Here is a 14,107-nt window from a genome sequence, read left to right as displayed (position 1 = left end):
TTTAATGCCTGTGTCGTACCGCGTGACCCCACTCCTTCCACTACTCTTGCTGCTGGCAGGCCTTCCTGCGCGTGCCCTGCAGGGAAATACGGCGTTCAGTGAAAAGCAGGCGGCGCTGCCGGATCTGGGGATTGCGCCACAGGTGGATGACGACGCCCGGCATTTTGCGGAAGTCGCGAAAAAGTTTGGTGAGGCCAGCATGAGCGATAATGGTCTGACGACCGGTGAACAGGCGCGAATGCTGGCCATCGGCAAGCTTGGCAACGAGCTGAGTCATCAGCTGGAAAACTGGCTCTCGCCGTGGGGCAATGCCAATGTCAATCTGCGGGTGGATAAAGAAGGCAACTTCACCGGCAGTCAGGGCAACTGGTTTATCCCGCTGCAGGATAACGGCGATTACCTGACCTGGAATCAGTATTCCGTCACCCAGCGGGAAAACGATCTGGTGGGGAACATTGGTCTGGGACAGCGCTGGCGAAGAGGCGACTGGCTGCTGGGCTATAACTCGTTCTACGACAAAGTGCTGGGTGAGCATATAGCGCGAGGCAGTATTGGTGCCGAAGCCTGGGGCGAATATTTGCGCCTGTCGGCCAACTATTACCATCCCGTCGGCAGCTGGCAGCATGGCGATAGCCTGACGCAGGAACAGCGGATGGCGAGCGGCTACGATGTTACCGCCCAGGCGCGGCTACCGTTCTATCAGCATATTAATACCAGCGTCAGCGTCGAGCAGTACTTTGGCGATAGCGTCGACCTGTTCCATTCCGGGACCGGCTACCGTAACCCGGTGGCGGTGTCGGTGGGGCTGAACTATACCCCCGTGCCGTTAGTGACCATGACGGCAAAACATAAGCAGGGTGAAAGCGGGCTCAGTCAAAACAACGTCGGTCTGAATCTGAACTACCGTTTTGGCGTGCCGCTTAAACAGCAGTTGGCGGCCGATGAGGTGGCGGTCAGCCGCTCCTTGCGCGGCAGTCGTTACGACAGCCCGGAACGCGATAATTTGCCGGTGGTCGAGTATCGTCAGCGTAAATCGCTGTCGGTCTACCTGGCGACGCCGCCGTGGGATTTACAGCCGGGGGAGACGGTGCAACTGAAGCTGCAAATTCGTAGCCTGCACGGGATAAAGTCGCTGAAATGGCAAGGCGATACGCAGTCGCTGAGCTTAACGTCTCCCGTAGATACCAACAGCCCGGACGGCTGGAGCGTGATTCTTCCGGCCTGGAGCAGCGATCCGGGAGCGACCAATCTGTGGCACCTGTCGGTGGTGGTGGAAGACAAAACGGGTCAGCGCGTTTCATCCAATGAGATCGCGCTGGCGCTGACCGAGCCGCTGGTCAAATTCTCGGCCGACGGCGTCACCTGGCGGGATACGCCTTAAAAAATCCGCTCCTGATGTACCCATACCGCCGCTTCAACACGTGATTTTAGCTTCATTTTCTTCAGCATATGCTTAACGTGCACCTTCACGGTACTTTCGGTTATCTCCAGACGACGGGCGATCATTTTGTTCGGCAGCCCCTGGGCGATCAGCTTGAGAATATCCCGCTCGCGCGGCGTCAGCTGGCTGATATCGCGGTCTGACGTGGCGCGGTTGGCGCGCAGGCTGGCTGCCAGCACCGGCGTGAGCGCTTCGCTGAGGACCATCTCGCCCGCCGCGGCCTGCTGCAACGCTTTTAAGAGATCTTCTGGTTCCATGTCTTTCAGCAGGTAGCCGTCAGCGCCGCGTTTGAGAGCGGTGACCACATCTTCTTCGTGGTTAGAGACGCTGAATACCACGATGCGACCGGAGAGCGACTTCTCACGCAGCTTATCGAGGGTTTCCAGACCGTTCATTCCGGGCATGTTGAGATCCAGCAGGATCAGATCGGGGTCCAGCGTCTCCGCGAGGGCGATACCTTGTTCACCGTTGCCGGCCTCGCCAATAACCTGAATATCGCTGGCCATACTGACGAGCTGTTTGACGCCGGTGCGCAGCATTGGATGATCGTCAATGAGAAGGATGGTTGCCCGTTCCTGTTGACTCATAGGGGTCTCCTTATTGGATTGAAAACGATTTTTCCGGGATAAAAGTGACGACCACTTCGGTACCGCCGTTTTCCCGGCGACGAACCTGACAGTCTCCGCGCAAACTCTGGGCGCGATCCCGCATGATAATTAAGCCGTAGTGGTTGCTTCGTTCCGCTTGATCGGGCACGCCGCGGCCGTTGTCTGCAACCACCAGCCGTACCTGGTTGTCCCGCAGTGAGACGGTGACGGTCACTTCGGTCGCCTGCGCGTGCTTCAGCGCATTACTCAGCGCCTCACGAGCGATTTGCAGGACGTGAATAGCCTGATGCGACGGGACAAAGCGCGGCGGTAGCTGGTAATCAAGCTGGACGGTAAAGCCAAAATGGGCGCTGTACTCCTGGCAGCTGGACTCCAGCGCCGGGCGCAGTCCCGCTTCGGTTAATTGCAGGCGGAAGGTCGTCAGCAGTTCACGCAGCTGTGCCCATGACGTATTCAGCTCATTGCGAATCTGGCCCAGCAGCTGACGGCTCTCTTCCGGCAGGTTTTCGCCCTGCATTTGTAAACAGCTGACCTGCATTTTCATACAGGAGAGCGATTGGGCGATGGAGTCGTGCAGCTCGCGGGCGATGGTGGCGCGTTCCTCCATCACGATCAGCTGCTGCTGATGCTCCTGGTGCCTGTCGAGGGCCAGCGTGGAGGTCAGCTGTTCGACTAACGTATCCACCAGCTGCTGCTGATCGTGGCTCAGGTGACGTCCTGCGGGCAGCGTCGCCAGCAGGATCCCGTACTGGTTATGGGCATCGGACAGCCGCCATTTCAATGTGGCGCCGGCATCCGGCAGCGGCGGCAGATCGCGCGGACATAAATAGCAGCCTTTGTCATCGCACTCTAAATCTGAGTGGCAGACGAATTCCTGATGATTGTCCTCATCTTCGAAGTCATACACCCGCACCTCAATATCGCGCAGCAGCGTCAGCCCCTGCAGGCCGTTGAGCACCGGTGAAATACGCTCACAAAGCGGGGCGCTGGAGTGCAGACGACGATTGGCCTGCCACAAAAAGGCGAGGATTTCATTTTTCTGCTCCAGCCCGGCGGTTTTTTCCTGCACCCGTCGTTCGAGCACTGAATAGCTTTCCGCCAGCTCTTTTGACATGTTGTTAAGCGCCATACCGAGGCTGGCCATCTCATTACGACCGCTGATATGGACGCGTTGGGTAAAATCACGATGGCTGACCGCCCGGGCCATGGCCAGCAGCTGTTTCCACGGGCGCAGCAGACGGGCCCGCAGCCAGACGATAGTGAACAAAAACAGCAGCGCCATGCCGATGGCCATCACCCGCTGCATCCAGACGACGTAGCGGATGCGCTGCTCGGTGGTGTGATCAAAAGAGGTGACCAGGTGGTCTATCCGGTCGACAAAGCTGGCGACGTCCGTGGCGACGGTAGCCTGATTCTGCGCGTGTTTCATCCCCGGCGCCAGTTCCAGCTGCCAGTACTGCTGAAGCGCTTTAAGCTGGCCATCCTGGCCGTCTCGGAGGGCGGCATTCTGCAGCTCTTCGCTGAAGACGGTGGCGTTCATTTCGTCGAGCAGCTTGCTATCGCTCGCGTTGAGCGGGATTGCCGCCAGCAGACGGTAGCTTTGCATTCTCAGCGAACCGGCCTTATTGATCGCGTGCGCGCTGCCCTGTACGCCGTGTACCAGACGGGCAGAGATACCGATTCCTGCGACGCCAATCGCTGTCGATAGCAGCACGATTAACGCCAGTTGATTCACTAACGTAAGCGGGGTAAAAAGACGTTTTAACATAGCGTGCGTGGCTCCTGACCGGCAAACCATCCGGGAGTGGCGTCTATTCTCGGATATCCCATGGAGTATACCCATACCCATAAGGGATTACCCCTTAATTGTCGGTGGTGGGTAGGTTTGCGAGAGGCGATGGCTTAAACCCGGCAGCCATGTGAAAAACCACACTTTTTTTAGCGAAAATGGCTACTCACTTCGGGTGATGGGCTTTTTTTAAGCAATTTAATGACCACTTTTCCTTTGATTTATATCAACTTACCGCCCTCTGTAACCCCTAATGTAGCGGCAGGATATATGAATAATCAGAGGTATTTATGAGTCAATCTTCCCTACCGGAGAAGGCCAGTACTTCAGTCATCACCGACTGGCGTCCTGAAGATCCCGAGTTCTGGCAGCAGCGTGGCCACCGCGTTGCAAGCCGGAATTTATGGATCTCCGTTCCCTGTTTGTTGCTGGCGTTTTGCGTCTGGATGTTGTTCAGCGCGGTGGCGGTCAATCTGAATAAGGTCGGCTTCCAGTTCACGACCGACCAGCTGTTTATGTTGACCGCGCTGCCGGCACTCTCCGGGGCGTTATTGCGTGTTCCCTATGCCTTTATGGTTCCGCTGTTTGGTGGCCGTCGCTGGACCGCCTTCAGTACCGGGATCATGATTGTCCCCTGCGTATGGCTGGGTTTCGCGGTGCAGGATACCTCTACGCCGTTCAGCGTCTTTGTGATTATCTCTCTGCTTTGCGGTTTTGCCGGGGCCAACTTTGCTTCCAGCATGGCCAACATCAGCTTCTTCTTCCCGAAGCAGAAGCAGGGCGGCGCTCTCGGTCTTAACGGCGGCCTTGGCAATATGGGCGTCAGCGTGATGCAGCTGGTTGCACCGCTGGTGGTTTCGCTGTCTATTTTCGCCGTCTTTGGCGGTACGGGCAGCGAGCAGCCGGATGGTTCGATGCTGTATCTGGAAAACGCGGCGTGGATCTGGGTGCCGTTCCTGATTATCTTCACCCTGGCGGCGTGGTTCTTTATGAACGACCTGTCGGCCTCGAAGGCATCGTTGAGCGAGCAGCTGCCGGTGCTGAAGCGCGCCCATCTGTGGGTCATGGCGCTGCTCTATCTGGCCACTTTTGGCTCATTTATCGGCTTCTCGGCGGGCTTTGCGATGCTGTCGAAAACCCAGTTCCCGGATGTGCAGATTCTGCACTTTGCCTTCTTCGGGCCATTTATCGGCGCGCTGGCGCGTTCGATGGGCGGGGCTATCTCTGACCGTCTGGGCGGTACCCGCGTCACGCTGGTGAACTTTGTGGTGATGGCTATCTTCAGCGGCCTGCTGTTCCTGACGCTGCCAACGAATGGTGTCGGCGGCAACTTCATTGCCTTCTTCGGCGTGTTTATGGTGCTGTTCCTGACGGCTGGTCTGGGCAGCGCGTCTACCTTCCAGATGATTTCGGTAATCTTCCGTAAAATGACCATGGAACGCGTAAAAGCGCAGGGCGGTAATGAAGAGCAGGCGATGCGTGAAGCCGCAACGGATACGGCGGCAGCGCTGGGCTTTATCTCTGCCATCGGCGCTATCGGCGGGTTCTTTATTCCGAAAGCGTTTGGTATTTCTCTGGAACTGACCGGTTCTCCGGCAGGCGCCATGAAGATCTTTTTCGTCTTCTATGTTGCCTGCGTGCTGATTACCTGGGCGGTTTACGGTCGTAAACAGAAGTCTTAAGCCCTCTTTGTTTGCTCACAGGGCGCAATGCATATTGCGCCCTTTTTTATGTCGTCAGGAGTGAGGTCAACCCGCCGACAGGAGTATCTACCCCTTAATACCCCGGTGAACGCCGCAGGCGTACAATAACCGCTCGTTTTTTATTAAAATCCTTAAAAAACATAAAGATAAAAAATAGAAAATGCTACCACTTCGGTGGTATTCACCGCTTGAGGGGCTATTTATAAGCCCTATCGCATTGATCGTTATCAATTCTCTCCCTCTTTCATAGCGTTACCTTCGCTGCAAATCCAGCAATGTCGATTTATCAGAGAGCCGTCAGGCTCCAAACAGGAGAAACCCGATGAGTAAATTCCTGGACCGGTTTCGCTACTTCAAACAGAAGGGTGAAACCTTTGCCGATGGGCATGGCCAGCTTCTAAACACCAACCGGGACTGGGAGGATGGATACCGCCAGCGCTGGCAGCATGACAAAATTGTGCGCTCCACTCACGGGGTAAACTGCACCGGCTCATGCAGCTGGAAGATTTACGTTAAAAACGGTCTCGTCACCTGGGAAACCCAGCAGACCGACTATCCGCGTACTCGCCCGGATATGCCGAACCACGAGCCTCGCGGCTGCCCGCGCGGCGCCAGCTACTCCTGGTATCTCTACAGCGCCAACCGTCTGAAGTATCCGCTGATGCGCAAACGGCTGATGAAAATGTGGCGCGAAGCGAAAGCGCAGCATGCCGATCCGGTGCATGCCTGGGCTTCCATTATTGAAGATGCCGATAAAGCCAAAAGCTTCAAACAGGCGCGTGGGCGCGGCGGTTTCGTCCGTTCCTCCTGGCAGGAAGTGAATGAGCTGATCGCGGCTTCTAACGTCTACACCGTCAAAACCTACGGTCCGGACCGCGTGGCTGGCTTCTCGCCAATCCCGGCGATGTCGATGGTCTCCTATGCCTCCGGCGCGCGCTATCTGTCGCTGATTGGCGGCACCTGTCTGAGCTTCTATGACTGGTACTGCGACCTGCCGCCGGCCTCCCCGCAGACCTGGGGTGAGCAGACCGACGTCCCGGAATCAGCCGACTGGTATAACTCCAGCTACATTATCGCCTGGGGCTCTAACGTACCGCAGACCCGTACGCCGGATGCGCACTTCTTCACCGAAGTTCGCTATAAAGGCACCAAGACCGTGGCGATTACCCCGGACTACGCCGAAATCGCCAAGCTCTGCGACCTGTGGCTGGCGCCGAAGCAGGGCACCGATGCGGCGATGGCGCTGGCGATGGGCCACGTCATGCTCCGTGAATTCCATCTCGATAAACCGAGCCAGTATTTCACCGACTACGTTCGCCGTTACAGCGATATGCCGATGTTGGTGATGCTGGAAGAGCGAGACGGTTATTACGCCGCGGGCCGCATGCTGCGCGCTGCCGACCTGGTGGATGGTCTGGGCCAGGAGGAGCATCCGGAATGGAAAACCGTCGCCTTTGATGAAAAAGGTGAAATGATGGCGCCGAACGGCTCTATCGGCTATCGCTGGGGTGAAAAAGGGAAATGGAACCTTGAGCAGCGTAACGGTACCACCGGCGAAGAGGTTGAACTGCGCCTGAGCCTGCTCGGCAGCCACGACGATGTTGCGCAGGTTGGCTTCCCGTACTTTGGCGGTGACGGCACCGAACACTTCGCCAGCGTCGAACTGGAAAATATTCTGCTGCATAAGCTGCCGGTGAAACGTCTGCAGCTGGCGGATGGCACCACCGCGCTGGTGACCACCGTGTACGACCTGACCATGGCCAACTACGGTCTGGATCGCGGCCTCAACGATGAAAACTGCGCAACCAGCTACGACGATATTAAAGCCTATACGCCGGCGTGGGCGGAAAAAATCACCGGCGTCTCCCGCGCGCACATCATTCGTACCGCGCGTGAATTTGCCGATAACGCCGATAAGACCCATGGTCGTTCGATGATTATTGTCGGTGCCGGTCTGAACCACTGGTACCACCTTGATATGAACTACCGTGGTCTGATCAACATGCTGGTCTTCTGCGGCTGCGTGGGGCAGAGCGGTGGCGGTTGGGCGCACTACGTGGGCCAGGAAAAACTGCGTCCGCAGACCGGCTGGCAGCCGCTGGCGTTTGCGCTCGACTGGCAGCGTCCGGCGCGTCACATGAACAGTACCTCTTACTTCTATAACCACTCCAGCCAGTGGCGTTATGAAACCGTCACCGCGCAGGAACTGCTGTCGCCGCTGGCGGACAAGTCGCGCTACAGCGGCCACATGCTGGACTTCAACGTGCGCGCTGAACGCATGGGCTGGTTACCGTCGGCGCCTCAGCTGGGGACCAACCCGCTGCGCATTGCCGATGCGGCGAAAAAAGCCGGTATGAGCGCGGTGGATTACACCGTTAAGTCACTGAAAGAAGGCTCGATTCGCTTTGCGGCGGAGCAGCCGGAAAACGGCAAAAACCATCCGCGTAACCTGTTTATCTGGCGTTCCAACCTGCTGGGCTCCTCCGGTAAAGGCCACGAGTACATGCTGAAGTATCTGCTGGGTACCGAGCACGGTATTCAGGGGCTGGATCTGGGCAAGCAGGGCGGCGTGAAGCCGGAAGAGGTGGAGTGGCGGGATAACGGCCTCGACGGCAAACTGGATCTGGTGGTGACGCTGGACTTCCGCCTGTCGAGCACCTGTCTCTATTCTGACATCGTCCTGCCGACCGCCACCTGGTATGAAAAAGACGACATGAATACGTCGGATATGCATCCGTTTATTCACCCGCTGTCTGCCGCCGTTGACCCGGCCTGGGAATCGAAAAGCGACTGGGAAATCTACAAAGGCATCGCGAGGAAATTCTCCGAAGTCTGCGTGGGACATCTGGGGAAAGAAACCGACGTGGTCACGCTGCCTATTCAGCACGACTCCGCCGCCGAACTGGCGCAGCCGCTGGATGTGAAGGACTGGAAAAAAGGCGAGTGCGACCTGATCCCGGGTAAAACCGCGCCGCATATCATTGCGGTTGAGCGCGACTACCCGGCAACCTATGAACGCTTCACCTCTATCGGCCCGCTGATGGAGAAAATCGGTAACGGGGGCAAAGGCATCGCCTGGAACACCCAGAGCGAAATGGACCTGCTGCGTAAGCTCAACTACACCAAGGCGGACGGCCCGGCGAAAGGTCAGCCGATGCTGGATACGGCGATTGACGCGGCAGAAATGATCCTCACGCTGGCGCCGGAAACCAATGGCCAGGTGGCGGTGAAAGCCTGGGCGGCGCTCAGCGAATTTACCGGTCGCGATCATACCCACCTGGCGCTCAACAAAGAAGACGAGAAGATCCGCTTCCGTGATATTCAGGCGCAGCCGCGCAAGATTATCTCCAGCCCGACCTGGTCAGGCCTGGAAGACGAGCATGTCTCCTACAACGCCGGTTATACCAACGTTCATGAGCTGATTCCGTGGCGTACGCTTTCTGGTCGACAGTCCCTCTATCAGGATCATCAGTGGATGCGCGACTTCGGTGAAAGCCTGCTGGTGTACCGGCCGCCGATCGACACCCGCTCGGTGAAATCGGTGATGGGAGAGAAGTCCAACGGCAACCCGGAGAAGGCGCTGAACTTCCTCACGCCGCACCAGAAATGGGGTATTCATTCCACTTACAGCGACAACCTGCTGATGCTGACATTAGGTCGCGGTGGGCCGGTCGTCTGGATGAGCGAAGAAGATGCCAAAGAGATTGGGATTGAAGACAACGACTGGATTGAAGTTTTCAACAACAACGGCGCGCTGACCGCCCGAGCGGTAGTGAGCCAGCGTGTACCGGCCGGGATGACCATGATGTATCACGCGCAGGAACGTATCGTAAACCTGCCGGGTTCAGAAATTACCGGGCAGCGCGGCGGTATTCATAACTCGGTGACGCGTATTACGCCGAAACCGACCCATATGATCGGTGGCTATGCGCACCTGGCGTATGGCTTTAACTACTATGGCACCGTCGGTTCTAACCGCGATGAGTTCGTGGTAGTCCGTAAAATGAAGAACATTAACTGGCTGGATGGCGAAGGCAATGACCAGGTACAGGAGAGCGTAAAATGAAAATTCGTTCACAAGTCGGCATGGTGCTGAATCTCGATAAATGCATCGGCTGTCATACCTGCTCAGTGACCTGCAAAAACGTCTGGACCAGCCGTGAAGGGACCGAGTACGCGTGGTTCAACAACGTTGAAACCAAGCCAGGCACCGGTTTCCCGACCAACTGGGAAGATCAGGAGAAATGGAAGGGCGGCTGGATCCGTAAGATCAACGGTAAGCTGGTGCCGCGTATGGGTAACAAAGCGCTGCTGCTGGGTAAAATCTTTGCTAACCCGCATCTACCGGGTCTGGACGATTATTACGAGCCGTTTGATTTTGACTACCAGACGCTGCACAACGCGCCGGCAGACAGCAAGGCGCAGCCCATCGCCCGCCCGCGCTCGCTGATTACCGGTCAGCGGATGGACAAGATCGAGAAAGGCCCGAACTGGGAAGACGATCTGGGCGGTGAGTTCGAGAAGCTGTCGAAAGACAAAAACTTCGAGAACATGCAGAAAGCGATGTACGGCCAGTTTGAAAACACTTTCATGATGTATCTGCCGCGCCTGTGCGAACACTGCCTCAACCCGGCGTGCGTGGCGACGTGCCCGAGCGGCGCTATCTACAAACGTGAAGAAGACGGCATTGTGCTGATCGATCAGGACAAATGCCGCGGCTGGCGAATGTGTATTACCGGCTGCCCGTACAAGAAGATCTACTTTAACTGGAAGAGCGGCAAATCCGAGAAATGTATCTTCTGCTACCCGCGTATTGAAGCGGGTCAGCCGACGGTCTGCTCTGAGACATGCGTCGGTCGTATTCGTTACCTTGGCGTGCTGCTGTATGACGCGGATGCCATCGAAACGGCGGCCAGCACCGAGAACGAAAAAGATCTGTACCAGCGTCAACTGGATGTCTTCCTCGATCCGCACGATCCGAAAGTGATTGAGCAGGCGCAGAAAGACGGTATTCCGCTGAGCGTAATTGATGCGGCGCAAAAATCGCCGGTCTATAAAATGGCGATGGACTGGAAGCTGGCGCTGCCGCTGCACCCGGAATATCGCACGCTGCCGATGGTCTGGTATGTGCCGCCGCTGTCGCCGATCCAGTCCGCCGCCGATGCGGGGGAACTGGGCAGCAACGGCATCCTGCCGGATGTCGAAAGTCTGCGCATCCCGGTCCAGTATCTGGCCAACCTGCTGACCGCAGGCGATACCGAGCCGGTTCTGTTGGCGTTGAAACGCATGCTGGCGATGCGTCATTTCAAACGTACGGAAACCGTCGATGGCGTCATCGATACGCGGGCGCTGGAAGAGGTCGGGCTGACCGAAGCGCAGGCGCAGGAGATGTACCGCTATCTGGCGATTGCGAACTACGAAGACCGTTTCGTGGTGCCGAGCAGCCATCGTGAACTGGCGCGCGAAGCCTTTCCGGAGAAAAACGGCTGCGGCTTTAGCTTCGGTGACGGCTGCCACGGGTCTGATTCGTCCTTCAACCTGTTCAACAGCCGCCGCATCGATGCCGTAGATGTGACCAGCAAAACGGAGCCGCACGCATGATCGAACTTGTGGTTGTTTCACGTCTGCTTGAGTACCCGGATGCGGACTTATGGCAGCATCAGAACGAACTCTTCGACGTTCTGGCTACGTCAGAGAAACTGGAAAAAGCCGATGCCCAGGCCCTGGGCGTCTTCCTGCGAGATTTAACCGCGCAGGATCTGCTGGATGCGCAGGCCGCCTATAGCGAACTGTTTGACCGGGGGCGCGCTACCTCGCTGCTGCTGTTTGAGCACGTGCACGGCGAATCTCGCGATCGCGGGCAGGCGATGGTCGATCTGTTGAATCAGTATGAGCAGCACGGTCTGGTGCTCGACAGCCGCGAGCTGCCCGATCATCTGCCGCTGTATCTGGAATATCTCGCGCAGCTGCCGGAGAGTGAAGCCATTGGCGGTCTGCAGGATATCGCGCCGATTCTGGCGCTGCTTTGCGCGCGTCTGCAGCAGCGTGAAAGCCGCTATGCCGTTCTGTTTGAACAGCTGCTGAAGCTGGCAAACAGTGCGGTAGATGAAGCGAAAGTGGCGGAAAAAATCGCCGATGAAGCGCGCGACGATACGCCGCAGGCGCTGGATGCCGTCTGGGAAGAAGAACAGGTGAAATTCTTTGCCGATCAAGGCTGCGGTGAGTCCGATATCGCCGCTCACCAGCGTCGTTTTGCCGGAGCCGTGGCCCCGCAATATTTGAATATCTCTAACGGAGGACAGCAATAATGCACTTCCTGAATATGTTCTTCTTTGACATCTATCCGTACATTGCCGGAGCGGTGTTCCTGATAGGGAGCTGGCTGCGCTACGATTACGGACAGTACACCTGGCGCGCCGCCTCCAGTCAGATGCTGGATCGCAAAGGGATGAATCTGGCGTCCAACCTGTTCCACATCGGGATTCTGGGCATTTTCGCCGGACACTTCCTTGGGATGCTGACGCCGCACTGGATGTATGAAGCGTGGCTGCCGCTGGAAGTGAAGCAGAAAATGGCGATGTTTGCCGGCGGCGCGTCCGGCGTGATGTGTCTGGTGGGGGGCGTGCTGTTGCTGAAACGTCGTCTGTTCAGCCCGCGCGTACGGGCAACCACGACCGGTGCGGATATTCTGGTGCTCTCCGTGCTGATTCTCCAGTGTGCGCTGGGCCTGCTGACCATTCCGTTTTCGGCCCAGCATATGGACGGCAGCGAAATGATGAAGCTGGTGAACTGGGCACAGTCGGTGGTGACGTTCCACGGCGGCGCATCCGCGCATCTGGACGGCGTCGCCTTTATTTTCCGTATGCACCTGGTGCTGGGGATGACGCTGTTCCTGCTGTTCCCGTTCTCCCGTCTGGTACATATCTGGAGCGTGCCGGTAGAATACCTGACGCGCAGATATCAGATAGTCCGCGCCCGTCGCTAATAGCCCTGTCCGGCAGATCACACCCCGCTTTGGCGGGGTTTTTTGTGGCCCGACGCCAGCCCGTCGCCCCAGCCCAGATTATTTCCCGCCGCCGCAAACAGAATCAGCAGGCCTCCGACCAACTGCACCGGCGTCAGCGCATGGTGAAAGACCAGATAATCGACGACTATCGCCACAAGCGGATAGATAAAGGAGAGCGAACCGGTTATGGGTGTCGGCAGTTTCTGAATCGCACTGTAGAGCAGCTGGTACATAATACCGGTATGCACAATGCCCAGAATCAGCAGGTAGCGCCAGGGGAACCCGGCGGTGACATCGGGGGCGTGAACCAGCGGTAGCAGCATGATTGTCCCGACGATAACCTGAATAAAGGCAATATGCTGAGGCGGAAGCGGCCGCAGCTTGCGGGCGATCATCGCAGTTAAGGCGTAGAAAAAGGCGGCGCCAAGGGCCAGCGCAATACCCGTAGCCAGCTGGCTGCCATGAGCCTGCATCAGCTCGCTGGAGAGCAGGACGACCACGCCGAAAAAAGCCAATGTTAACCAGCCCCATTTCATCAGCGTCACCCGCTCGCCAGTCAGCATCCCCATCAGTACCAGCATAAACGGCTGAGTGTTATACACCACGGTAGCCATGCCAATCGAAATTCGGGCGTAAGCGGCAAACAGCAGCAGCCAGTTAATGACCAGCGCGATGCCGCCGAGGATCGCCAGCAGCAACGTTAGCCGCGTGAGCTGGCTGAACGGCTGGCGGCTGAAAGAGATAAACCCCAGTAAGGTCAGGGCGCCAATCAGGCAACGCCAGAAGACCACATCGATAACCGGCAAGCCGGAGAGTAAAACGAAGGCGCCGATCGAACCCGAAATGATCATCGCCAGACTCATTTGCCAGACGCCCGTTACTGTATGTGCCATTTTTTTACCTCCGTGATGATGCCAATATTGTCGTTAATCTGCTGACAGGTTGATATGCATGATCTAAGGTGAAAGGCGAGTATTGCTTTTATTTATCAGGTAAAACGAATGGAACACTTAATTGATAATATCGACCGCGCCATTCTGGCCTGTCTGGCGGAAGATGCGCGCATATCGCTCAAGGTGTTGAGCGCGCGGGTGGGGTTGACGTCACCCAGTACCGCAGAGCGGGTGAAGCGACTGGAGGAGCGCGGGGTGATTCAGGGATACGGCGCCCGGGTTAACCTTGCGGCGCTCGGTTATACCCTGCAGGCGCTGGTCCGCGTCAGACCGCTGCCGGGCTTGCTGCAGAAGGTCGATAAATATATCCAGGCAATGCCAGAATGTATCGAATGTGACAAGGTTACGGGCGAGGATTGTTTCGTGATGCGCCTGGTGGTGCGGGATATTGCGCAGCTTGATACCCTGCTGGATGGCCTGGCAGAACATGCCCAGTGTAATACTTCGATAGTAAAAAGCTCGCCGGTAACCCGCCGTCTGCCGCCGATGTAACGTCACCTGAATAGCAGTATCAATGTGTTAACCGTTTTGCTTGATTCGGAGCTAACTGCCACATGGGCAGAATAGCGTGCAAACGCGATGAGGTTAGCTAAGAAGTTACGGGGAG

10 protein-coding genes are annotated in these 14,107 nt (G+C 57.1%); 7 read left to right on the top strand and 3 right to left on the bottom strand.

Annotated elements, in window-relative coordinates; all coding sequences use genetic code 11:
• Nucleotides 1–4: 4 nt before the first annotated feature.
• The gene (locus tag AC007G_RS18840) at nt 5–1,381 is read left to right on the top strand and encodes a YchO/YchP family invasin (protein WP_085397053.1); all 1,377 of its coding nucleotides are present in this window, start codon (nt 5–7) and stop codon (nt 1,379–1,381) included.
• On the opposite strand, the gene narL is transcribed toward AC007G_RS18840, so the two are convergent.
• Together narL and narX are read right to left on the bottom strand one after the other, a co-directional pair.
• Nucleotides 1,378–2,028: a two-component system response regulator NarL gene (gene narL / locus AC007G_RS18835; RefSeq protein ID WP_142630658.1), complete on the bottom strand. Its 651-nt coding sequence runs from the start codon at nt 2,026–2,028 to the stop codon at nt 1,378–1,380. The two genes, AC007G_RS18840 and narL, sit on opposite strands and share 4 nt — an antisense overlap.
• 10 nt (nt 2,029–2,038) lie before the next feature.
• A complete protein-coding gene (gene narX, locus AC007G_RS18830; protein ID WP_046852285.1) occupies nt 2,039–3,817 on the bottom strand; it encodes a nitrate/nitrite two-component system sensor histidine kinase NarX in 1,779 nt (592 codons plus the stop codon).
• A gap of 311 nt (nt 3,818–4,128) precedes the next feature.
• Between narX and AC007G_RS18825 the strand changes: the two genes are divergently transcribed.
• The 5 genes from AC007G_RS18825 to narI all read left to right on the top strand — a co-directional run bounded on the left by AC007G_RS18825 (nt 4,129) and on the right by narI (nt 12,526).
• Nucleotides 4,129–5,520 carry a NarK family nitrate/nitrite MFS transporter gene (locus tag AC007G_RS18825; RefSeq protein ID WP_032687111.1) on the top strand — a complete coding sequence of 464 codons (1,392 nt, stop codon included), beginning with the start codon at nt 4,129–4,131 and terminating at the stop codon, nt 5,518–5,520.
• A 343-nt stretch (nt 5,521–5,863) separates the two neighbouring features.
• Nucleotides 5,864–9,607 carry a nitrate reductase subunit alpha gene (locus AC007G_RS18820; RefSeq protein ID WP_142630660.1) on the top strand — a complete coding sequence of 1,248 codons (3,744 nt, stop codon included), beginning with the start codon at nt 5,864–5,866 and terminating at the stop codon, nt 9,605–9,607.
• Nucleotides 9,604–11,142 (top strand): nitrate reductase subunit beta, encoded by a 1,539-nt coding sequence (narH, locus tag AC007G_RS18815; RefSeq protein ID WP_032687113.1) that lies wholly within the window; start codon nt 9,604–9,606, stop codon nt 11,140–11,142. The genes AC007G_RS18820 and narH overlap by 4 nt, the downstream gene beginning before the upstream one ends.
• A complete protein-coding gene (gene narJ, locus AC007G_RS18810) occupies nt 11,139–11,849 on the top strand; it encodes a nitrate reductase molybdenum cofactor assembly chaperone (protein ID WP_032697392.1) in 711 nt (236 codons plus the stop codon). Before narH ends, narJ begins: the two co-directional genes overlap by 4 nt.
• A complete protein-coding gene (narI, locus tag AC007G_RS18805) occupies nt 11,849–12,526 on the top strand; it encodes a respiratory nitrate reductase subunit gamma (protein ID WP_004863445.1) in 678 nt (225 codons plus the stop codon). The genes narJ and narI overlap by 1 nt, the downstream gene beginning before the upstream one ends.
• Nucleotides 12,527–12,543: 17 nt before the next feature.
• Here the strand turns inward: narI and AC007G_RS18800 are convergent, their stop codons facing one another.
• Nucleotides 12,544–13,440: a DMT family transporter gene (locus tag AC007G_RS18800; protein ID WP_032687116.1), complete on the bottom strand. Its 897-nt coding sequence runs from the start codon at nt 13,438–13,440 to the stop codon at nt 12,544–12,546.
• A gap of 108 nt (nt 13,441–13,548) precedes the next feature.
• Between AC007G_RS18800 and AC007G_RS18795 the strand changes: the two genes are divergently transcribed.
• A complete protein-coding gene (locus tag AC007G_RS18795) occupies nt 13,549–13,992 on the top strand; it encodes an Lrp/AsnC family transcriptional regulator (RefSeq protein ID WP_004863438.1) in 444 nt (147 codons plus the stop codon).
• Nucleotides 13,993–14,107: the final 115 nt, after the last annotated feature.

It is taken from the genome of Klebsiella sp. CSG-1 (genome assembly GCF_056521145.1).
This window is presented reverse-complemented; position numbering and strand designations above follow the sequence as displayed.